The organism is Cupriavidus sp. UYPR2.512, assembly GCF_000379565.1.
In the GTDB taxonomy this organism is placed as follows: domain Bacteria; phylum Pseudomonadota; class Gammaproteobacteria; order Burkholderiales; family Burkholderiaceae; genus Cupriavidus.
In genome coordinates, this window is the sequence record NZ_KB902853.1 from 300734 (window position 1) to 322386 (window position 21653).

At 63.2% G+C, this 21653-nt stretch carries 24 protein-coding genes; 8 read left to right on the plus strand and 16 right to left on the minus strand.

All coding sequences use genetic code 11. The features are described 5' to 3' along the window. The first annotated feature begins 1 nt into the window (after window position 1). The 3 genes from A3A5_RS0104090 (at window position 2) to A3A5_RS0104100 (ending at window position 1739) form a co-directional block, all read left to right on the plus strand. Window positions 2–730, plus strand: coding sequence for a MotA/TolQ/ExbB proton channel family protein (locus A3A5_RS0104090; RefSeq protein WP_018309362.1), 729 nt, complete (start codon window positions 2–4; stop codon window positions 728–730). Between the two features lie 21 nt (window positions 731–751). After that, a complete protein-coding gene (locus tag A3A5_RS0104095) occupies window positions 752–1165 on the plus strand; it encodes a biopolymer transporter ExbD (protein ID WP_018309363.1) in 414 nt (137 codons plus the stop codon). Window positions 1166–1409: 244 nt separating this feature from the next. Next, complete coding sequence (locus A3A5_RS0104100) at window positions 1410–1739, plus strand: hemin uptake protein HemP (RefSeq protein WP_018309364.1); 330 nt, start codon at window positions 1410–1412, stop codon at window positions 1737–1739. 268 nt (window positions 1740–2007) lie between these two features. On the opposite strand, the gene A3A5_RS0104105 is transcribed toward A3A5_RS0104100, so the two are convergent. The 3 genes from A3A5_RS0104105 to A3A5_RS0104115 all read right to left on the minus strand — a co-directional run bounded on the left by A3A5_RS0104105 (window position 2008) and on the right by A3A5_RS0104115 (window position 3490). Further along, entirely contained in the window at window positions 2008–2415 is a 408-nt protein-coding gene (locus A3A5_RS0104105) for a heme-binding protein (protein ID WP_018309365.1), read from the minus strand. A 159-nt stretch (window positions 2416–2574) separates the two neighbouring features. After that, window positions 2575–2868 carry a hypothetical protein gene (locus A3A5_RS0104110; protein WP_018309366.1) on the minus strand — a complete coding sequence of 98 codons (294 nt, stop codon included), beginning with the start codon at window positions 2866–2868 and terminating at the stop codon, window positions 2575–2577. Between the two features lie 274 nt (window positions 2869–3142). Then, complete coding sequence (locus A3A5_RS0104115) at window positions 3143–3490, minus strand: hypothetical protein (protein ID WP_013957348.1); 348 nt, start codon at window positions 3488–3490, stop codon at window positions 3143–3145. A 320-nt stretch (window positions 3491–3810) separates the two neighbouring features. Here A3A5_RS0104115 and A3A5_RS0104120 point away from each other — a divergent pair, with 320 nt between their 5' ends. Beyond that, the gene (locus A3A5_RS0104120; RefSeq protein ID WP_018309368.1) at window positions 3811–4923 is read left to right on the plus strand and encodes a site-specific integrase; all 1113 of its coding nucleotides are present in this window, start codon (window positions 3811–3813) and stop codon (window positions 4921–4923) included. Here A3A5_RS0104120 and A3A5_RS0104125 read toward each other — a convergent pair. The 5 genes from A3A5_RS0104125 to A3A5_RS0104140 all read right to left on the minus strand — a co-directional run bounded on the left by A3A5_RS0104125 (window position 4920) and on the right by A3A5_RS0104140 (window position 9848). Continuing rightward, the gene (locus A3A5_RS0104125; protein ID WP_018309369.1) at window positions 4920–5465 is read right to left on the minus strand and encodes a hypothetical protein; all 546 of its coding nucleotides are present in this window, start codon (window positions 5463–5465) and stop codon (window positions 4920–4922) included. The two genes, A3A5_RS0104120 and A3A5_RS0104125, sit on opposite strands and share 4 nt — an antisense overlap. Window positions 5466–5524: 59 nt before the next feature. After that, complete coding sequence (locus tag A3A5_RS45500; protein WP_018309370.1) at window positions 5525–8326, minus strand: transglycosylase SLT domain-containing protein; 2802 nt, start codon at window positions 8324–8326, stop codon at window positions 5525–5527. Beyond that, window positions 8323–8736: a hypothetical protein gene (locus tag A3A5_RS0104135; RefSeq protein ID WP_018309371.1), complete on the minus strand. Its 414-nt coding sequence runs from the start codon at window positions 8734–8736 to the stop codon at window positions 8323–8325. The genes A3A5_RS45500 and A3A5_RS0104135 overlap by 4 nt, the downstream gene beginning before the upstream one ends. A 69-nt stretch (window positions 8737–8805) precedes the next feature. Next, complete coding sequence (locus A3A5_RS42990) at window positions 8806–9069, minus strand: hypothetical protein (protein WP_157637125.1); 264 nt, start codon at window positions 9067–9069, stop codon at window positions 8806–8808. Between the two features lie 14 nt (window positions 9070–9083). After that, the gene (locus A3A5_RS0104140; protein WP_018309372.1) at window positions 9084–9848 is read right to left on the minus strand and encodes a hypothetical protein; all 765 of its coding nucleotides are present in this window, start codon (window positions 9846–9848) and stop codon (window positions 9084–9086) included. Window positions 9849–10091: 243 nt separating this feature from the next. Between A3A5_RS0104140 and A3A5_RS0104145 the strand changes: the two genes are divergently transcribed. From A3A5_RS0104145 to A3A5_RS45550, 4 genes are all read left to right on the plus strand, one after another. Beyond that, window positions 10092–10679, plus strand: coding sequence for a recombinase family protein (locus tag A3A5_RS0104145; RefSeq protein ID WP_018309373.1), 588 nt, complete (start codon window positions 10092–10094; stop codon window positions 10677–10679). Between the two features lie 19 nt (window positions 10680–10698). Beyond that, on the plus strand, window positions 10699–10905 hold the full coding sequence (locus A3A5_RS0104150) for a hypothetical protein (RefSeq protein ID WP_157637126.1): 207 nt from the start codon (window positions 10699–10701) through the stop codon (window positions 10903–10905). Further along, complete coding sequence (locus tag A3A5_RS0104155) at window positions 10906–11088, plus strand: hypothetical protein (RefSeq protein WP_018309375.1); 183 nt, start codon at window positions 10906–10908, stop codon at window positions 11086–11088. It begins immediately after the preceding gene. 166 nt (window positions 11089–11254) lie between these two features. Next, the gene (locus A3A5_RS45550) at window positions 11255–11452 is read left to right on the plus strand and encodes a helix-turn-helix domain-containing protein (protein ID WP_018309376.1); all 198 of its coding nucleotides are present in this window, start codon (window positions 11255–11257) and stop codon (window positions 11450–11452) included. A gap of 228 nt (window positions 11453–11680) precedes the next feature. Here A3A5_RS45550 and A3A5_RS0104170 read toward each other — a convergent pair whose 3' ends face one another. The 8 genes from A3A5_RS0104170 to A3A5_RS0104210 form a co-directional block, all read right to left on the minus strand. Further along, window positions 11681–11875, minus strand: a complete 195-nt coding sequence (locus A3A5_RS0104170) for a hypothetical protein (protein ID WP_018309378.1) — start codon at window positions 11873–11875, stop codon at window positions 11681–11683. Beyond that, complete coding sequence (locus A3A5_RS0104175; RefSeq protein ID WP_198293100.1) at window positions 11872–12399, minus strand: hypothetical protein; 528 nt, start codon at window positions 12397–12399, stop codon at window positions 11872–11874. Before A3A5_RS0104175 ends, A3A5_RS0104170 begins: the two co-directional genes overlap by 4 nt. Window positions 12400–13166: 767 nt before the next feature. Beyond that, entirely contained in the window at window positions 13167–15461 is a 2295-nt protein-coding gene (locus A3A5_RS0104180) for an AAA family ATPase (RefSeq protein ID WP_026200439.1), read from the minus strand. Window positions 15462–15669: 208 nt separating this feature from the next. After that, window positions 15670–18816, minus strand: coding sequence for a toprim domain-containing protein (locus A3A5_RS40160; RefSeq protein WP_018309381.1), 3147 nt, complete (start codon window positions 18814–18816; stop codon window positions 15670–15672). Between the two features lie 692 nt (window positions 18817–19508). Beyond that, window positions 19509–19943 (minus strand): hypothetical protein, encoded by a 435-nt coding sequence (locus tag A3A5_RS0104195; protein ID WP_018309383.1) that lies wholly within the window; start codon window positions 19941–19943, stop codon window positions 19509–19511. Next, window positions 19940–20164 (minus strand): hypothetical protein, encoded by a 225-nt coding sequence (locus A3A5_RS0104200; RefSeq protein WP_157637127.1) that lies wholly within the window; start codon window positions 20162–20164, stop codon window positions 19940–19942. The genes A3A5_RS0104195 and A3A5_RS0104200 overlap by 4 nt, the downstream gene beginning before the upstream one ends. A 203-nt stretch (window positions 20165–20367) precedes the next feature. Next, entirely contained in the window at window positions 20368–20712 is a 345-nt protein-coding gene (locus A3A5_RS0104205) for a hypothetical protein (RefSeq protein ID WP_198293101.1), read from the minus strand. A 47-nt stretch (window positions 20713–20759) separates the two neighbouring features. Continuing rightward, window positions 20760–21605: a TIGR02391 family protein gene (locus A3A5_RS0104210; RefSeq protein WP_018309386.1), complete on the minus strand. Its 846-nt coding sequence runs from the start codon at window positions 21603–21605 to the stop codon at window positions 20760–20762. Window positions 21606–21653: the final 48 nt, after the last annotated feature.

Sequence of the window (21653 nt, forward strand, 5' to 3'; positions counted from 1 at the left end):
CATGCAGGACCTCGGACTCTCCCACCTCTGGACGCAAGGCGACTTCGTCATGCGTGCGACCGCGATGATTCTGCTGATCATGTCGCTCGCCTCATGGATCGTGATCCTTACCAAGGCGTGGGATCTGGTGCGCCTGAAGAAAATGGCGCACGGCGCGGAAAAGCGCTTCTGGCACTCGGACGATTTCGACCACGCGCTCGAAACCCTGGGCGCCGGCGATGCCAACCCGTTCCGCACGCTGGCCATCGCCGGCAAGGAAGCCGCCCAGCACCATCGCGCCAGCCAGCCGCAACTGCACGACGTGATGGACATTTCCGACTGGCTGACCCGCTCGCTCAAAAGCTCCATCGACGAGTCGGTGGCACACATGCAGTCGGGCCTGGCAGTGCTGGCCTCGGTGGGCTCGACCGCGCCGTTCGTCGGCCTGTTCGGCACCGTGTGGGGCATCTACCACGCGCTGATCGGCATCGGCGCCTCGGGCGTGCCGACCATCGACAAGGTTGCCGGCCCCGTGGGCGAGGCGCTGATCATGACCGCCTTCGGCCTGGCCGTGGCAATTCCCGCCGTGCTGGGCTATAACGCCCTCACCCGCGGCAACAAGTCGGTGATCTCGAAGCTCAACCGCTTTGCCCACGACCTGCACGCCTACTTCGTCACCGGCGCGCGCGTGCGCCCCACCGGCGCCCGCACCGAAGACGGCACCGTGCGCCTGGCCGCGGCACAGCGCTAAACCGCTAGCAAGGAAGTCATCATGGCATTCGGTACTCTCGACGGCGACGACGACGAGGTGATGAGCGAGATCAACATGACGCCGCTGGTCGACGTCATGCTGGTGCTGCTGATCATCTTCATCATCACCATCCCCGTGATCAACCACGCGGTGAAGATCGACCTGCCGCGCGCCACCAACACCCCGAACGACCCGAAGCCGCAGAGCATCAACGTGTCGATCGACGCGAGCGGCAAGGTCTTCTGGAACCAGGTGGAAGTGGACCAGGCCACGCTGGAAAGCAATATCGCGCTGGCCGCGCAGCAGCAGCCGCAGCCTGAGCTGCACCTGCGCGCGGACCGCGAGGTGCGCTACGAGCGCGTGGCCGAGGTCATGGCCGCCGCGCAGCACGGCGGCCTGGGCAAGATCGGCTTTATCACCGAACCCAAGCATTGAGCGGGCGCCGCCAGGCGCTCCGGAACGGCAAAGGGCACCTCAGGGTGCCCTTTGTCATTGATGTCGCCGATTCAATTCATGCCACCAGCCCGCGCTGCGTCGTCCCTGCGCCCCTTCCCGGCCGCTCATGGTCGCTCCACGAATCTTGGCCGAAGGCTATTGCAATGATAACAATTCTCATTTAATATCCTTTCATCGACTGCGCCGTGACCGGCGCGCCCTTATTGCAGAACGGAGCCAGAAGATGAGCACACTTTCCCTGCCGCTGTCGCAACCGCGTGAAGTCACCCGCCGCCGGCTGTCGCTGCGCCGCGTCGAGGTCGCTGCGCAACCGCGCCGCGAGGCCAGCGCGAAGGCAGCACCGTCGACCATCGCATCCGTGAAGTCCGCCGTGGCGGCCCTCCCCGCCCGGCTGGAGGCACTGGTGCGCGACAGCCTGTCGCCGGCGCCTGTCGGCGAGCCGGTCGCCCTGGACGCCATCATGCACGGCGCCAGCACTCTGCCGATCCTGCACAACGGCGATGTCTACACGTTGCGCGTCACGCGCTACGGCAAGCTGATCCTGACGAAATGACGCGGCCCCGCGGCGATACCGCAAGGTTGAAGCCAGAGGGAAGCGATCGAGACCCGCGTTGGGCGCGGGTGCCACGCACGTGGCAGTAATGACTTTTGTGGGGACCACCTCGGAACGAGGTGTTGGGCACTAGCCAGGTACTGGTGTCGCGGGGGATTCAGACCCCACGCCGGCCGACCGTACCCAGCCACGCCCTCTTTTATGCCGCCCCGCAGGCCATGCCTGCGGGGCATTTTCATGCGCCGGCACTGTGGCCGGCGCAAGGGCTTTACAGGCCCAGCGCAGCGATGCCGGCGCGCGCGATCTGCGCGTCTTCGGTCGACTTCACGCCCGACACGCCCACTGCACCGACCACCTGATCGTTGCAGACGATGGGCACGCCGCCCTCCAGCATGCCTTGCAGCACCGGCGCCGTCATGAACGAGTAGCGGCCGTTGTTGATCATGTCTTCGTAGACCTTCGACTCGCGACGGCCCAGCGCCGAGGTACGGGCCTTTTCGCTGGCAATGTGGGCCGAGATCGGCGCGGCATCATCCAGGCGCTGCATCGCCAGCATATGGCCGCCATCGTCCACCACGACGATGGACACGGCCCATTGATGATTCTTCGCCTCGGTTTCCGCTGCGGCCATGATCTTCTTCACATCGTCTGCCGTCAGAACCGTCTTTTGCTGCATGCCACTCTCCTGGTCATTCATTTGGTTGAGGCCGAAGTATAGCGCCGCACTCTGGCCATCGTCATGGCAGGCGCCCCGCTGCGGCGCGCCGGACCACGGGCAAAAACAAAAATGGCCCGCGTTTTGGCAGGCCATTCATCATGCACGGACTACAGCGATTCAGGCGCCGTCCGAGAACGGATCCGGCTTGCCCATGCGTGCGCCGTCGGTGAACGGATCGGGCTTGCCCATGCGCGCGCCATCGGTGAACGGATCGGGCTTGCCGAGGCGGGCACCGTCGGTGAACGGATCAACCTTGCCCATCTTGGCACCATCGGTGTACGGGTCCGTCTTGCCGACCCTGGCGCCGTCCAGGTACGGATCGACCTTGCCGACGGCGGCAAATGCGGAGGTGGAAAGCGCGCCCAGCGCGGCCAGCGCTGCGACGGCAGCAACGGCTTTGGTGATCTTCATGGATATTCCCCTTGCTATTCTTTGGTTGGTCAAGGCACCGTGCAGCACTTTGCGGTGCTGTCATCACGATGTCACAAGAATAGTTTAGGGGAAAACCCTGATATCGATAGAGGTGACGCTTTGAGCAGTCTGTTCAAATAATTTGACTATTCTCAGCAAGGGGGCGAATTTCCGGGAACTGGCTTCAGCGCCTCATGTCGCACTGCGGCAGGAAAAAGGAAAGGGCCCCGGAGGACCCTTCTCTTTCAAAAAGCTTGCGCAGGGCGAACGACGATCAGTCGTCGCGCCAACGGCCATGGCCATGTCCATGGCCACGATAGTACCCCGGCGGGCCATAGTAGCCGCGGTGGCCGCCGTAATAACGCGGCGGGCCGTAGTAGCCAGGACCGTAATAGACCGGACGCGGGCGTACCACCACCGGCGGCGGGCCGTAGTAGACCGGCGCAGGCGCCACCACGACAGGCGGCGGTGCATAGTAAGCCGGGGCTGGCGGATAGTAGGCGGGCGCGCCAACCACTACGCCCGGCACCCCGATTGCCACGCCGACGCTCACATGGGCCATTGCTGCCCCAGAAGCAAGCCCGGCTGCGACACCGAATGCTGCGAGCCACCAACGTTTCATATCCGCCTCTCAAATTGAGATTTCTCTTAATCCGTATTGTAGGGGTTCGGAATTTTCCAGGTGCAACGGCAAGGTCGACATTGTTACCAGCCGTAACAGTGGCGTCACTTTTTGCGGCCCCCGCGCGCTTTCAGCCGGCGCCCGCAGCAGCAACGCGCTTGCATCCGGGATGCGGAGCCACCACAATACCGGGCTTGCCGTGCGGCCGTGGAGAAATTGGTAGACTCAGCAGACTTAAAATCACTCGTGACAGTAGGATTGGCAAGGGTTTGCGGCACGTCGTGCGTAAATCTGCGTAATCCACCCAGTCACGAGGAATCATGGGCTCCATCACCACGCTCAAGAAGACCGACGCCAAAACCGGCAAGTCCGTCACTACGCACCGCGCCTTCATCCGCCGCAACGTCAGCGGCAAGTCCGTCAGCAAGTCGAAGGTGTTCGCGACCAAGACAGAAGCTAAGGACTGGCTGCGCGAGAACGAAAACAGCGCCGGGTTAGCTGCCCTAGGCGCCGCTACCGGGCCGAGCTTTGGTGACCTCCTAGACGCATTCGTCAAGTCCCCGCCAACCAAGGGCACGAGGTTCTGGGATCCGACACATATCGATTTCTGGCGCGCCGAACTCGGCTCAATGAAGACTGGCGAGATCAATCGCGGAGCCATTAACACGTGCAAGGCTACGCTGCTGGTCAAACCCGCCGTCCGATACTCCCCGTCCGGTCCAATTGAACTGGACAAACCGCTCACGCCGGCGACCGTCAACCGCTACCTGGCGACCTTGAGCAGCGTGTTCAATTTCGCCATGCAACGCGAGATCATCGCCATCCACCCCATGAAGGGTGGCGCCGTGTCCAAGGAGAAAGAGTCCGATGGCAGACGCCGGATCCTGACGCCTGGCGAGGAGCAGAGCCTCTACACGGCCTGCGATGGCAGTAGCTGGCCGATGATGCGCCTGTTCCTGCGGGTTTGCCTCACCACGGCAGCGCGCAAGTCGGAAGTGCTGAAACTTCGCTGGCAGGACATCGACCTCGACCGATCCGTGGCGATGTTGCCCAAGACGAAAAACGATTCACCGCGCGCCCTGCCCCTGGTGAGCGATGTGAAGGCTGCGCTGATCGAGGCGAAGAAAGTGCGGCCCTTGAGCTCCGACTACCTGTTCTTTGACCCCCGGCACCCCGAACGGCCAAAGAATATCGACATGCTTTGGAAGGCCGTACGGAAACGCGCCGGTCTATGGCAAGACCGCGACGATCCGCTCGATCAGGTGGTGCTGCATACCACGCGCCACACTGTCGCAACGAAGCTGATCCGTGTCGAGAAGAACATCGCCAAGGTGCAAGCCGTCACCGGCCACAAGACCCTGGCGATGCTCAACCGGTACACGCACCTGGACACGGACGACGCCGTGGAGCTTGCAGAGCGGACTTTTGGCTAGCAGCCCTCTGGCACGGATGCGGGGGCTGCCTCAGCGCTCACCCGCATCCTGCCGGCAAATCCGAATGTTGTCGCCTGCTGCTCGTCGCGCAGCACCGCGACAAGCACCTCCTCCGTATCCACCGTCCGATCAATCGCTCGGGTATGCACGGTGCCGTCGGCGCGCTGGTAGGTGACGCCACGAGGGTCCAGGCGCGCCAATTTGATCGGAGGGCTGCCCTTCCCGTTCTTGCCGATCAGCCACTCGCGCTCGCGGTTGTAGCAGCTCACGCAGAGGTGCGCGTGGATCAGCCTGGAAGCGCCCCGATGGCATCGGCCGCAGATCAGCGTTCCGCGAAACGGCGAAGTGCTGGCACCACTGTCGCCGGCATGCTGCGCACCGACCGAGCAGCCCCGGCAGCGATGGCGCGCCAGATCCTGCTCGTGGTTGGCACGGCGCCAGTTGCCTGAGCAGGACTCGACCGACAGGCTCGCTCTGAGGAGCTCGCACTGGAAGTGCTGCACGCCGGGCAGATACTCATTCTCGAAGTAGGTGATGTCCATTGGTGAGATCCGGGATTGGCACCTCACCAGTGTATTTGCACGACCTCGATAGAAGGGGCTCAGCCTCCAGCGCCAGAAGGCGCAGGAGGACCCAACCGCGTCCGGACCGAAATCGGTGCCGCAGCCGGCGAGCCGTTCGGATTGTGCAGGTGGAATGTCCCCTCCACAGAGATCCGCTGCTGCATCTGAGTTTCGCCTGGGCGCGGTGACGCCGGCCCCTCCGGCAGCGGCGTGCCCTTCTGCTCTACCTCGCCGACATTTGCATATCTCCCCATCACGTCGTCAGCATACGCCTCAGCACGCGGGCCGCTGCCGTTGTACATGCGCACGCCACGGCGCACGTTGCCGTGCGACGCGTCGATGTTCTGCCGCAGGAACTTGGCCGCTGCCCGGATGCTTTGCTCAGGGTCGCTCCAGTCGGTGATGCCGCGCGACGCCAGGTAGCGCGAGTTGTGCTGCATCAGGCCGTAGTCTCGGGTGCCATTGTCATTGAGCGAGCCGACGGCGTTGGGATCCAGGGTGGATTCCTTCATCGCGATCGCCTTGAGCAGCTTCGGGTCGACGCCGTATTCCTTCCCGTACTTGACGAACAGCGCGTCGAACTGGGACGAGCCGGCGCCTCGGCCGGCTGCGCGCGCAGCACGGTCCCACCGGTCCTCGCCACGATTGAACGCCCCCGGCGTGAGACTGCCATCGCCGCCGGATTCCGCCGGCTGATCGTGGAGCGTCCCCGCCTTGAGTTTCTTGACGTTCTCCTCGATGAACTTGGCCTCCTCTTCCAGCTTGTCGGCCCGCTCCTTCTTTAGCGCGGTGATCCGGGCCTGGTTGCCCTTCTCTTCCTGCTCGAGTTTGAGCAGTTCCTTGTTCAGCCGGTCCCGCTCCTCGTCCTCACCCCACTTAGCCGCCTGGTCTCGCTTGCTGGCGATACCCAGGATTTTCCCCTTGAGCAGCTCGCGCTTCTTCTCAGCCTCGGCAATCTGCGGGTCCAACTGCCCTGTGACCATGCCGGCCCGGTCCTTCGACTCGGCCCGCATGACCGCCTCTTGGATCTCGCGCGGACTCTTTTTGTCGCTGCCGCCGGCCAGGTACATGATGCCATCCCGCATAGACTGCATCACCGGAACCATCTTGTCCGCTAGCGTGGTTTGGATGTTGTCCAGCGTCGCGATACCCTTGCGCACGTCACCACCAAGCGTTCTTTCTTGGGACTGCGTCGCCGCCTCTCTGACGCGCTTGTCCTTCTCTGCGTCGCTCAGCGAGCCATCGGCCTCGATTTGGCTGATGCGCGAGATGCCGGTCGCATTCACGTCCTTGATGTCGACGCCGAGACGCTTCAAGCGCGCCGACAGCCCGCCGAGTTGTTCCGGACCGATCGTCGCCAGCGCCATCGACTGCGACATGTTGGTGCCGAACAAGTTCGACATGGCGTTGATCATGAGCTCGGGCCGACCCGCATAGTTCTTCTTGAACTGCTCCATGAGCAATTGCAGGTTGGTCGCATCAGACTTCGCCGCCCCGAGTGTCGGCAAATTGAAGCGGCTGGCGAACTGCTCATAAAACGAGCCGGGCCCAAACGTGCCGCGCCCGGTGCCGAACGCGCCTTGCTCGCGCAGGATGCCAGTTTGAATCGGGTTGAGGCCGAGACGCGAGCCCAACGCCGAATACATGAAGTTCTGCCCAGCCTCGCCCGCCGCGCCACCGCCGGCGATCGATGCATTGACGCGGCCCAACAGCGCGGCCGCGCCGGCAGGGTCGAGACCAGGCGTCTTGTTGCCAATCAAGCCGGTCAGCATGCTCGCGTAGCCGGACACGTTGGCGCTATTCAGGCCCATGCGGGTCTGCTGCGCCGTGAAGCCCGAGATGGCGTCCAGCACCTCGTCGGCCTTCGAGAAGGAATCCGACTTGGCGATGCTCTCGCCAATCAGCAGCGCCAGGCGACGGCTGCCCTGCTCGTCGTTGGTGACCCTGAACTGGCGCATCTGCGCGAAGAAGGCGTTGCTCTGCCCGAGCTCCATCCCGAACGAGCGGCCGAAGCCACCAGCGGTATGGACCTCCTCCGCGACCGTCTTGTACTGCTCGCCCGTGATACCGGACAGCTTGACGAACTGAGCGCCGAGGCGCTGCCCATCCTCAAACGTCGTATCGAGGCCGCTGGACGCCGCGCGCAGCGCGTCCTTGAGCACGCCGAAGCTGACATTCACGTCGCCAAGCTGACGCTTGAGCGTGTCGTAGCCGATGTTCTCTTGCTCGGCCGCGCCAATCTTCTCGCGCACGGCGCCGATCGCCTTGCCCAAGGCGAACGCAGCCAGGCCACCGGCAAAGCCCATGATCCCGGCGCCGATGCCGCCTGCCATGCCAGCAGAGAGGGCGCTGTTGGCAACGCCACCGACCGGCCCCATGGCATTCAGCCCGGCGCCGATAATCTGCCGGCCGGCGCTGCCAGTGCCCGCGCCGCCACCACCCGATGGCGTGGGAGGCTGGGCGGGTGGCTGACCGGACGGCGCCTGCTGGAAGCCGTACCCGGTGACGTATTCGAAGGACTTCCTCATCTGTCGCGCCCGGCTCGAGGCATCCGGGTATAGCTTCTGCCAGTCCACGTCTGTGAAGGCGGCGCCGCCCTGACCAGTGGCATTCATCCGCTTGTTCAGATCCCCTGAAACTCTGCGAAGATTCTCGAATGCCCTCGTGATGCGGATGACCTCGTCAACCGATGCTTTGGTGACCGGCTCGAATTTCAGCTTGTTGGCACTGGCAACTGCGCTCCCCAGCTTATTGATCTGCTGTGTGAACTGCTGCAGTACCCTCTCAATATCCCCCGCGTCGAGCTGCGCCTCGATTGGGATACGAACGCCGCCGGTCATTTCGAGCTCCGCTTAGTGGTCCGACGCGAGGTCAAAGCGCGCGACTGAACGGCATCACGTGGTGTCGCCGACTTGAAGAAGATCGCACGTGCCTGGCCGAGGGCCTTGTGCATGCCGCGCCCGGCGCGCTGCTTTGCAGCCCAAAGTTCATCGACCAGCATGTCGAATGGACCTTTGCGCCTTCCCCCCGTAGCCTTGTCGGCCACTTCGTCCATCAGGCACTTGGCGAGGGGCGATGTCTGCGGCTTGAACGCGTTCGGCCCCAGGTTGCCACCGTGCGAGCAGCTCGCTTTCGCGAGGACAGTGTTGTCACGACCACGGATGGCCTCGGCCACCATGTGATGGTCAAGGACGGTAAGCCGGAGTCGCATCCCGCCGCGCATCTCCTCATGAATCAATCTCGTCGACATCTTGCCCTCCTTGGGCGCTAACCGAATAAAAAGCCCAGGGCGGAAAACACACGCGCCTGGGAAGGCGGCTCAATCGGCCGCCGTGGGTGGATCGTTACGTTTGGCCTGCTTGCCATCGAGCGTTCCGATGAGTGCGACGCATGCAGCAAGACACCCAGGATCGCCTGCAAGCGCCTTCTGCACCGCGAGCCGCGTCAGCATGCCGCCGTGCTTGAGGAGCTCTGCGGCGACATCTCGGCGCAGACGGTCGGCCGTACGTGGTCGGCCCCGAGTATTCGCAACCCTTCCGGGTTGGAAGGGCGTGCCCGGGTTCTCAGCGCTGAATTTCGCCATAGCAGAGCTCCGGCTTATTTCGGGAGAGCGCCGGTTCGGACGAACCAGCTCAGGCGATCGCCCATGCGATACACATCGCCAGGTCGTACCGCCCCGGTCACGCGCATCAGCGTGCCGACGGCGTCGAGAAGCAGGGCCTCATACGCAGCCGCCTGCTCGGTCAGGAATCGGGTCGACACCGCGACCTCGGCTTGCGCAGCGGCGGCCAGCAGTCGATCGCGACGCTGCAGAAGATCGCTCGGGATGCGCGCAGCCTCTACGTGCACGCGGGCCTCGGTCAGGGCCGTCTCAAGAGTTGCAATGTCGCGCTCTACCGTGAAGCTCTCCGCCTGATCGCGCTCACTTGCGGCGCCCGCCAATCGCAGGGCAGACAGCGCTTGTGCGCGATCGCGCAAGAGCGTGACCCGCTTCTCGATAGCAGAGACGGCGACAGCGAGCTCGGCGCTGCGCTCATGGAGCGTAGCAACATTGGCCTGAGCCTCCGCCAGGTCGCAGTAAGCGTCGCGGAGGCGGCGCGCCTCATCGTCGGTTGGCACGTGGCCGACGGCCGTCAGGCGGAAAACGGCGGAGTCTGCACGAGCCAGGCCATCCTCAACGGCAGCCTGCTGTCGCTCAGCGGCGGCGGCGCGTTGTGCGGCGTCCTGGGCGGCTAGTTCCGCTTCAAAGTGAGCGTCCAGATCGGCGAGTTTCTTGCGAAGCTTGTCGGTCGGACTGCCGACCATCGCTGCGGCCGTAATGTCAGCGATGACAGCCGCGCGCTGGGATTCGTAATTGCTCATTTTTGCTCCGGTGAATTCAGGTCAGTAATTCCGCAGCAAGTGCCGCGAATGAGCCCAGTATTCCGTCACGACCGGTCGAGGGGTGGGTTTCGAGAGAGCGCGCAAGCGATTCGTGAGGCGTGGCGGCAGTACGAAACCGTTCGGTTACGTACAGATTCCTGCCTGGCTGTACGAAACTAGGCTTGCTCATATTTGGTACATGGTCTAAGATTCGTACATGACTAACGTACATGCAGGGGGACCATGAGCAGAGTCTTTGCCTATTGCCGCGTTTCCACCGCCGACCAAACCACCGCCAACCAGCGCCGCGAGATCGAGGCAGCCGGCTTCGCGATCGACAAGCGGCGCATCGTCGAGGAGAGCATCAGCGGCTCCGTGGCGGCGTCGGAGCGGCCCGGCTTCGCCAAGCTGCTCGATCGAATGGAGGAAGGAGACGCGCTGATCGTCACCAAGCTGGACCGGCTGGGCCGCAACGCGATGGACGTGCGTGCCACGGTCGAGCATCTCGCCGAGATGGGCGTGCGGGTGCATTGCCTGGCCCTGGGCGGTGTCGACCTGACGAGCCCGGCAGGAAAGATGACGATGGGCGTGATCGCCGCCGTCGCCGAATTCGAGCGCGATCTGCTGATCGAGCGCACGCAGGCTGGCATCAACCGCGCCAAGGCCGCCGGGAAGGCGTTCGGTCGCCCGCCGGCGCTCACACCCGAACAGCAACAGCAGGCGGCCCAACGCATCGCCGCCGGCGACGCCATCGCCGCCATCGCGCGCGACTTCAGCACGACGAGGCAGACGATCATGCGCCTGCGCACCAAACACGCTGCGACGGCTTAACCGCTCGCGACCGGAGATCATGATGGTGTACATCGAAAACCAAGGCGCCCTATTCCGGGGCCCAGCTCGAGGCGTGCCGTTGGAAGTGTGGAGCGCCCGTGAAGGCAAGTTCGTTCCCTACAAGGGCAGCAGGGACAAGCCGATCGACTGGGGGCACCTAATCGATGAGGACGAAGCTCGGGTGCTGATGAAGCGAGAGAGCCACCAATCTGAGCAGGAGAGCTAGATGCCACCGATCCCAAGCCCCAAAGAGCGCCCCGAACTGTACGACTACGGCGATGTGCCGGAGGACAGGAAGCTATCGGCCAAGTACGTCGCGCGCACGATGCCTGAGCACGTCAAGAAGCTGATCGCCGAGCGGCACGCCAAGGCAACCACTCCTGCGCAAAATAACGACGCGTCCGAATAGCGCCCGAGATTTGCGGCCAGCGCCTTAAGTACATGATTTGGAAGGACTGCCAGGGCTAGAGCAACAGCCTTTTAAGCTGCTGCTTTTCACAGGATTCTGTGCGGCCGTGCTTGATGACTCCAACGGTGTGCGCGATGACGATGCGCGACACCGCAGGAGAACAGACATGCAGTATTTGACGCCGGCCCAAGTATCCGAACGATACAGCGGCCGCATCGCCGTAAGGACGCTCGCGAACTGGCGAAGTGCCGGCACTGGCCCGCGATTCCTCCGCCTGGGCGGCGCAATCCTCTACCCGCGCGATGAGCTCGAGCGATGGGAGAAGCGCCGCACGGTCAGCGCCACGAACGAGTACCGAAGCTAGGCCGTCAACTCTACAGCGACAACCTCGCCAGGCCACAGCGGCGACACGTCGTCGTTCGGCCTGCATTCAGCGTTCTGCAGGCCGCAGGCGCAGATGCAACTCTCGTTCTCGCCAACCTTCTCGCGTCCGCAGTTCGCGCAGACGAACTCCATGAGCTCATCGTCGCAAGGACGCGCGAGAACGCGCCCATAGCACGATGCGCACACGTGTTGCGTGATCGACCAACGCTTAGCCATGCCTGCTCTCCTTGCCTGCCAGGCGCTGCTCGAGTTCGTCGGTCATTTCGCGCAACATGTCATCCACGAGCGCCACTCGCACGCGCCGGCTCGACGCGCGACGCCGACGCTGCAATCGGGCAGCGGGTTTGACGAGCAGATCATCGAGTAGGCTCGCGATCTCTTTCATGGTTTCGTTGTTGTTCATTTTTCGACCTCCTCCGCTGCAATATTGATCCCCTTGGCACCAAGCTCGCGCCAGCGCTCGTTGAGACGCCGGAACGCACTGATGATCCTTCCGGTCAGGGCTTTGTCGCCCGCGTCTCGAAGAATCGAACCGAGAGCGTCCCCCAGTTCGTCAAGCTGCTCGCAAAAGCGCTCCGCGTTTCGCTCGCTCTCGTGATGACGCGCCCACAAGGCCGAGCTATCGCGCAGGATGGCCGCTGCCGCCTTAGCCATCATGGGATTCTTGACGCGAGTGGCGCGACTTCCGGTCTCCGGATCTGTCGGCCACGCCGTATCCAGCATCGCGATCGCCACTGCATCAAGCAGAGCCAGACGCGCGTCGAACGCCATTGGCTCGCCGCTCGCGACCGGCACGACGGCGCTCACCACCGGTGCAGGAAACGTCGGCGGCAGCGGCATGTCTGCGGGCTGCTGCTCGCGCATCCGCGCAGCCCGGCACCACGTATGCCAAGTTCCGGCTGGCACGTTCGGAAAAAGTTTGCGCACGACACGCTGCGCCTCGACTCGGCCAAGGCGGGCGGCATGCTCTTCTAGGAGGCGCAGGGCCTCCGCTCGATCTGGGTGTTGGTCTCGCGCCATAGATGGATGCGTGCATTCAATGAATACATGCATTGTCGGTTCACGACGCTGACCGGCCTAGTCACTGGCCCGAACGCACGATTTCCGGTGTGCGCGGCGCATGTTTATCCAGGGCCGAACCGGCCCCATCGCCGCCTGCCTCAGCGCTCTGCTTGAGCCGCCGCAGAACGCCATTGTCCGGCCGGTTGTACACAACCAAACGACAACCTTGCTGTTGCGCGCAAGCCAATTCAGTGGAATGGCAGGCTGACCACTGCCCATCTCGATGCAGCAGAGCCGCCAGACTGAGGCGCTGGGTCGAGGCCGACGCAGAGGTTATTGGTTAGCGCACAGGTAATGACACCGGTTATACCCGCAAAGCCTTGCCGGGCTTGGGTTTCCGGGACTTTCTAACTTTCCAACCAGTTTTCCGCCGAAGAGAGACACATAGAGAAGTAGACACAATGTTCGGGTCTGAGTGGTGCGACTACAGGCACCCCCCTCCCTCTTAATCTCTATTTCTAGAAAAATAGGTTAGAAAGTTAGAAACCCAAGCTGGACAAGGCTTTGCGGGATAACCTTGGTCCGAACTTGGAGCATAACCGGCAGGCAAGGTTATACGAATGCGATCCTACCACCCGGCCACGGCAGGCAGGCGCCACTACGTCGCGTAGTCGGTCACACGAAGCTAGCTGCTAGGGCCGACGGATGAAAGCAAGCGTTCTGCGAGTGAAGTCCGTCAGCTCTGCATCGTTGATGAGCTCGGTCGCATATGCCGCGTTCGTATCGTGGTGGAACCGGTTCGCGTAATCCAGTAGCGCGCGCAGCTCCCGGGCATTGGCCGCGCTCATGATTTCTTGCGGTGTTCCGGCCCGCGTCTCGCAAAGATCCTGAAACCGGCCGAGCATACTGCCGGGCGTGAAAATGTTCGGATAGGCGACGCGGCAGAATGACTCCAACATCGGTCTGAGGGATTCGGCGACCTGCCGCTCGGTAGCCGGGTCAGCCTGATCCAGATACTCCACCGCCGCAGCGTACCGCCGATCATGCACCGTCACCATCGCTGCATTCACGTCCCACGCGGCGAGGATTGACCCTTGCCCCGAGCGCCGAACCTCCAAGGCAGTCTTCTGCATTTGCTGGCACTTATCCCACACGCCGAGCAGAAACGGCTTCGAGTGCGAGAGAACCACCATGCCCGCCACATCGCGGGCCAGACGGTCCATCTCCTGCAGCGTATGCAGCGTGCGGTGTTCGTCGAGGCTCGTCATCGGGTCGTCGATGACAACAATTCTCTGAGCGCGCTGTGGGTCGTTCTGCAGGCTCGCGAAGAAGAAGGCTAACGCCAGCGTGTTGCGGTCGCCGGCGCTGAGGGTGTTGCTGAAGCTTGGGTCGCCGGGATTCCCCGACAACGGGACTGGATTGCCATCGATCAGCAGTGTGTAGTTGGCTGCCGAGCCGCCGCGCGTGTTCACGGGGTCGACAGGCCCGACGCGGAAACTGGCATTGAAGCGTTGGAGAAATTCGTTGATCGCTATCCCGTAAGCGGGGAATGCGGCTTGCCGGTGTTGATCGAGCGCGGTCCGCGCAGCTCGGCGCCGCTGCTCAGTGGCGGCCTTCGCCGCCTTTTCCGCGAGATACGCGTCGCAGAGCGGCGCGATCGCGGGATCGTGTCTCGCCTCGACCGCCCGTAGATTGGCTAGATCGCCCGCCAACGTCGCCACATTGGCCTCGCGAGCTTGTTCTTTCACCGTTTCAAGCTGGGTGTTGGTGGCGGCCAACTGGTCCGAGATCTCGCGAATCCTGTCGCACTGGGCGTTGTGCTCGGCGATCGCACGCTCGACATCTGCCGGTACGCTCACCGCGTCCAGCAGCGCGGACACTTTGGCCTCGAGCAGGCGCTCAATCGGCTCCCGGGCTGACTTCCATGTTCGGGCGATCGCCGCAGTGTCGATCTCGATGCCAGGAACTTCGGCGAACGCTTTCCAGAACGTCTGGCGCTCCACGCTCTCGCGTATGCTGCGCTCGAAGGCCGCCGGGACATCGCCACCTTGAGATGCCCGGAACGCGCGGGCCGCGTCTGTGATCTCTCGCTTCAAACCGTTGTAGGCGTCCCCGAAGTAAGCACGGTAGTGAGCAAGGACCGGAGAGCCTGCCAGGTCTTGGGCGCAGAAGGGGCATTCACCATGCCCGTGTTCGGCCAGATGACCAGCAAACCCCATTCCCTGTCCCACCCAAGCCTCGCCTCCGCGACCGAGCTGGCTGAGATGATCCTGCACGCGTCCCAGGGCGCTGGCGTCGAGGTCGGGCAGGCCCTTGGCGAGCAGCCCGCGAAGCGCCTCAAGGTCGATCTTCGGCAGTGAGAGCGGTGGGAAAGTCGGTGTCTCTGCCACCCTGCCAGCGTCGCGCGCCGCAGCGAGACGACGCTCGGCCTCCTCAATCGCTTGGGGCAAGTCGGGTACCGGCGCCAAGGCGCAGAAGGCGTCAACCGAGAGGTTGCCCCTGGCCCCCGCCGGTATGGCGCTTTCCCGGTCCCGGAGTTCACCATTGTGGACCTCGATCCTATCGACCTCTGCCTGCAGTGCCCGGGTCAAAGCTATGCCCTGAGCGCCGACGATCAATTCGTGGAGGTTCTGCCGGTGCGTCGTGCCGACCTCCATACCGGAGAAGACGTTCTCCGTGACGAAGGCGTCGTCGAAAATGGCAATTTCCGGGGCCGTACGGGTCCAGGCGCCGTTTTGGAAAACGGCGGGCGCGCCGCCGCCAGTATCAACGACCACATGCGGCGGGTGGGGAGCACCGAGCCGAGCCCGCTCGGTAACGAGCTCCGCCCGACCGGATGCGAGCGACCGCAAGATCGCCGCCAGCGTTGTCTTGCCGCGTGCGTTCTCGGCATAGATGATAGTCAGTCGGCTGAATGGAAGCTGAGCACCAGCAGCAACGTTGTCGAATTTGCCAACGTTGCGCAGCAGATTGAATTTCCGGACCACGAGACACGCCCCCAACGGCTCCCCGGTAGTATTCGCGAGGTTGTCGTTCGTGGGGAGCACACCTTTTTCTAGCAGCTCTCCACCGGGAATCAAACCCTGCCGGAATGATCGACGAAGGTCGGGCACGTATGGGACCAAGAGGAAGCCCGCTCGAGGCGGGCTCAAATTCGGTCAGTCGGCCCTGTCCCTCCCCGGCGCCCGCGCCGCGTTAGAACTGCTCACCGTTGACCTCGGCTTGATCTTCCCCATCCACCAAGATGCTCTTGAGGGGTACGCGTGAACACTTGTCCGTGCCGATACCCGGAAAGTGCACCGCCTTGTTCCCACTATTGTCCGCACCCGGCATCTCGCGGAGCGAGCGCCTCAACGTATCCGGACTCGCGAAGTGCGTGCCTTTCAGCAGTTCGGCGCGCGACGCCGTGCCCTTGTTGCTGACGTACATCCAGCCACTGGACACCCGAACGCCGTACAGCGCGAGCGCCGCGCTCGCCGTTTCCGGCGTCACCTGGACGCCCTCGACATCGCGATGATCTGCGCGACGTACCAGCGCGCCGAACAGGACTTGTTCGCCGCTGTTGAGCCGCACGGCCTTGCCGAACATCGCATCGATCACGCTGGCGCGCCCCTCGCCCTCGTCGATAAAGTCAGCCCATTCGAACGAGCCGATCCAGTGCCGCGCCTGCTCGGCGGTCACCTCCGCCGAACTGTGCAGCGACCATGCGCCGGCCAGTAGCGTGCCGTACTGGTCGCCGTCGCGCTGGGAGCCGAACCTATTCGCAGCGACGGCGGCGAACGTCTGGATGTTCTTGAGGGTGACCGGCAGCAAATTGATGGAGCGCCGCAACAGTCGCCCCGCATAGCCATCGCGGCGAAGCGTCGCGAGCTCCTCTACGATCCTCTCCCATGCCCCAGCCTCGAACCCATCTCGCTTCGGCCGGAGATCGAGCACGCTGATGCGCTCAACGTCGGCTTGCTGCTTGAGCGACACGCCAACCGACGAGAACGCAAACATCGAGCGCGTGCGAAATGCCATCGCTTGGCCGCCTGGGGTTCCCTTCACCGTGCGCGCAGCGGTGTTGCTAGACGCTTGTCTAGCCAGCGCGAGCATGTTCTGCACGCGGCGCGCGTCCTGTTCCTCAGCGCCCTCGAACTCGTCGAAAAGCACCGGCAGCGCGTCGTCCTGCAGGTCTTGCCTGACGCCGGCATCAGTCGAATTACCGTTGAGAAATTGTGCCCAGCCTGCATGTCCATCGGGCCCGCCATTGACGAGTTCGTGTACGAACTGGGTCATGAGCGAGGTCTTGCCGGATCCCGTACCTCCCGTAACCCATACGTGCGGACGCCAGCGCAACGCTCCGCAGAGAGGAGCTAGTGCGATCCAGCCGGAAAGCAGCGCGGCGGATGCAGGACGCTTCCACCTAAAGCGCCCGGCGATCTGCAGAATGCGGCGCGCTTCGTCGTCGGATAGTGGGATAGCACTCGGAGAGGGCAGCGCGAAGTTCGCGGGATAGATGGACTTCGATTTGATCTTCGTGAGCGCCGTCTCCACGCCGTCGACAATCAGGCGGTCTCCAAGATGCAGAACGGTGCGGCCAGCATCCGTCCATCCCCCCCGGCCTCGCTTCACGTCGGGGTTGAACACGCCACGCGCGTGAGCGCGTTGAACTAGGAACGAGATGGCCTGCTTTACGTCGATCCCACCTTTCTTGGGGAATTCGAGCTCCCACCAGTTCACGTCAGGCAGGAGTGCCAGTAGATCGCCCTCTCGAATGCTGCCGGCACGGAGATCCATGATCTGCCGACTTGAGTGCGAGAAGATGTAGATCGTCTTGGCGTCACGAGCGCCACCGAGGACGGTGAACCCGGACTCAAGCGAGTCTGCAGTGGTGGCATGCTGCCCCGCGCTCGCCCGTGCGACTGCGCCCGCCGCCTTCTCGTCATCGGCCGCGTCAGTCTGGGCCGCCATCCACCTGAGGGTCTGCGAACCCGTCACGGCGCAGAGATCGGCCCATATCGCAGTCGCCCACGACACGCCGGCTTGCGGCAGTCGGACGGAGACGCCGTTTTCCTGGGCGATCTGCACAGTCTCGCGCTCTTGCTTGGGATCCGCTAAGACCTGCACTACAGCGTTCGGCATGAACTGGGCCGCGCTCTCAAGCGCCGCACATAGATCGCCGGATCCGTTGTACTCAACCAGCACGGCACCACGCCGAGACAGTCGGCCGGCCAATTCGGAATCGAACGTTGCCAGTCCGTCGACCGCGAATTGGATCTGGTCGAGCTCCGCCGAGCCGCACTTCGGAACAAGCCACAAAGGCAAAACGCGGGTTGCCTCGTCGAGTGTGTCATCGATAATTGCTTTCACGGCTCGCGCCCCCTCGCTCGCGCACAGGTCGTTGAAGTCGGTCGGGTTGCCGGCGAAGTTCGTGAAATCAGGCACCGCGACCATGCCGCCGATCGCCTCGGCAGCCTCGCGCGCACGCGTCACACCCGGGTTATTGATCGGCTTGACGGTCCAGCGATCGTTGTCCGCTGCCATGACGATCAGCGCGTCAGGGAAGCGCGCACGGATGACGCGCGCGACGGGCAGCAGGTTGCCCGCGTCGAACGCGACGATAACGGCGTGCCCAGTGGCTTCGTGCAGGCTGGCGCCTGTGGCATAGCCCTCGCAGATGATGATGACGAGTTTGCCATCGAGCTTCTGCGGCGTGCCGAACGAGTAGAACAGCCCCTCCTTCGCGCCGTCGGTCAGATAGTCCTTGTCCCGGTCGCCCAACAGCTTCGACGGAAAGATGGCCTGTAGACTGTGGATACGCTTCTTCGCGTCGCGGATCGGCACCAGCAGCGCGCGCTTGGAGATCAAGCGCACCTCGCCGGTTTCCGGGTGGACCTTCTCCCACACACCCACGCGCAGCCCGTGCGACTGGATCTGCTTGCGGGTCAGGTACGGGTGCTCGGTGCACTCTTCAGCCGCGTCCCAAATGCGTTCCGCCTCTGCGGCAGCGGCCGCGTGTCGGGCCCGCTCTGCTTCGGCGCGCTCGGCCTTCTGGCGCTCCATGCGCTTGCGCAACTCGCGGCGCTCAGCGGCCGTCAGAGGCTTCGTGGCCTTGCCGCTCCACGTGAATTTCTGATCGGTACCGTAGCGGCGGCAGCAGCCGAACGCTCCCGCCGGCTTGTTGCCGTCGAGGTGGAGGACTGCCCAGGCATTCCGCTGCCCCTTCTTGTCGCCATCGACGCGATAGCGATGCAGCTTGCCGTCCGCGATGATCTCGCCGATGACGTTGATGTCGCGCTCGTGCATCGCGGCGCGGAACTGCTCGATAATGTCGGAATGGGTTTGGAGAGCGGAAATCATGCTGCACCTCCGACCGATTGGCGGCAGTAGGCCGCCGAGCGAACGAGCTCGCCGAATGACCAGATTCGCCGAGGGGTGCAGCAGCCCCGGGGAATCCAGAACAACTGACCCGATGGTGCACGCATCACAACCGGCCCGGTGGCTCCATCTACGCCAGGCAGGCTCCAACGAGACCATCCCGGCTCAGCACCAACCGTTGAATACTCACGTCCGTCGCAGCAGACACCGCGATCGCAGACTGATTTGCCGAAGAACCGCCAGAAACCGTCCCGCTTGCGCTTGGCGCCACAGACCATCGACAGGACGCCGCTGATGAAGTCAGTCCAGGGCATCGACCAAGACTCGCGCCAGCGGCTATCAACGCAAGATGGATGATTGAGAGAAATGTTTGCGGGCTTGGCCGCGATTGCGTTATTATTGGTCACCATGTTTCAAATCGCTGAAGCGAACAACTGCTCGATACGGTTGTTCGCTTTTTTCTTTGGGCCCGCTGGGCTGGTTGCGTGGAGGCTTGCCACGTGATGCGGATTGTCCGTCTCGCCGCGCACACTGGTCAACCAAATCAAATATGAGCAAACCCTTGTAAATCAGGGACTTACAATGTTTCTTGCTCATATTAGATCACGCTGTGATTCATGTTTTTTTTGAATTCGGTGCAGGTCGCTCTATGCACGGATTTAATCACCGCAGAGTCACTTCGCCGACCACCGGTGCACGTCCAGCCGCGCGAGCGGCACGCCGCCCGGTCCGTTGCTCATCGTGACTGTCGCGCCGACCTCGACGCGCGCGCCGGTCGCCGGTGGCGTCGCCCAGTGCGGCCATTTGGCGACAACCGGCCCGAGCACTTCGCCATTGGCGCGCACATGCTGACAGCGCAGCGTGCGCGGCGTTTCCGGGCGGAACGGCTCTCCGGCGATCAACAGGCACCGCACCTCGAACGGTTGCCCCCACGCGCGCTGCGACCGCTCAGTGGTCTGTGGGCGCGACGAATGCCTCTGCGCGGCCGGCTGTTGGGGCTTGCGATCCTGGCTGGGCTGCGGGTTGCGCGCATCGTAGGTCCAGGCTGGCCGCTGGAATCCAGCCTTAACGCCGAGCGTGCGGCGCTCGGTGCGGTATGGATTGCTCATGCAGCCTCCTGCGCGCCTGCCTGTTCGCTGAGCCACTCCTGATAGCGCCGCTCGCTGATGAGCAGCTTCTTTCCGATCTTCACGCACGCCTTTGCAAGCCCGTTGCTGGCGCGGCTGCGAAGCTGATAGCGCAAAATCAGTACGCTCAGGACGCGCGGATGGCGCGCAGCAAGCTCGCTAACGCTGAAAAGATCGTTGAGATCAATTTGGTTTGTTGACACGGTCGATTTCTCCATCGCTCGTTGGTTGCGATGGATGAATCGTAGTGTCACGACCTGTGCGCTCTGATGCTATTTGCTGCGCCTCGACTGCAAGCTATTGATTTGAAAGAAATACGTTGGTGGCTTGTTGTAGAAGTCCGCCACAATCTTCCGCTCCTTGGGAGCGTCCTCCAGCCGCCGGCAAGTCGAGCGGCGGCGCTCCCTCAGTACTCGCCAGGCTTCCAATCCGTCACGATGGCGGGAACATGGGTGTACCCCAGCGCCGCGCATAGGTGAAAGCGGTGGAAGCCTGCGCGCAACTCATACCGCTGCTCACCCGCCCGCTGGAACAGCAGCAGAGGGGGAAGCGGTGTGCCCGCACACAGCGCGGACAGGATGCTGACGCTACGGACCACGCCTGGCCTGTCGGGGTCGGGCTTGTCGAAGTTGGGAACGCCGGGACTCCGCACTGGCGGATCAATCAACGCAATCGCTACCGGGTGGCCGTCCGTGCTGGCAGGTGCTTCACTGGTCGGCACGAAGTCCGCCATGCCGGCCTTGGCTACCAACGCGCGCGCCTCTGCCAAGGTGGTCGGGTCAACGGGCATCGACAGCCTTAAGGATTGGCGCCGGCTGCAGCAGATGGCTTTGGCGAAGCATCATCGATTCGCCTGCAAAAAAGCGAGGCCAGGCAAAGGTACTCAAACGCTTTTTGCGCTTCCTCTAGTTTGCCATGAGTGTGCGCGAGCGGGTTGCGGACGCCCTTTGCAAACGCCGCCAGCATTTCCATGAACCCAAGCTGTTCATTTCGCTTCGTTTCATCGGACAGGTCGCTGAAGGCGAGAATCGGCGCCTTAAGGCTGAACGACTGCTGAGCGAGCGCAGCGCCGTCCAACGTCAAGCCAGAAGCATCCCGGAGATATTGGAAGACAGCCTTGGCTGATTCTTCCACGGCTTGGGCATAGTGCCCATCGACAAATAGCTTCGTGCAGCCCTTGGCGATGTAGGGGTGAAGATGGCTCAGATACGCCAGCATGATCCGGTCCGCCGGCAAACCTGACTTCAACGGCACCGCGCGGTCCGCTGGAACAATATCGTCCTGGTCTAGCGCCTCCAACCTGCCGGCAATGGTGTTGAGCTTCTCCACCGTTGAGCGCAGGGATGGCCCCTTCATCTGCGACACTGCGCTTAACCCAACGGACACGTCGAGCGCGTCCCAAACGCTTCCGGTGGCCGGATGCCGCATGATCCATTCAGCGTCGAATCGTTCGATGTATGGCCTAAGCGCGCCGAGCCGCCGCGTGAGCCAATGACTCTGTTTTTCCAAGTCAGGGACGTTGCGAACCGGGTAGTCGGGGATCGGCTGGCTTAGCGACTTGCCCCACAGCTCCCGGTGTTCAACCAGCTTCTCCCGGAACTCATCCAGAGCCTGGAGAAGTTCTGCTACGCGCATCGAATCCATCGGGTGCCCCCTGCAATCTTGGCGGATAGACAAAAGCCCTGTCCACCG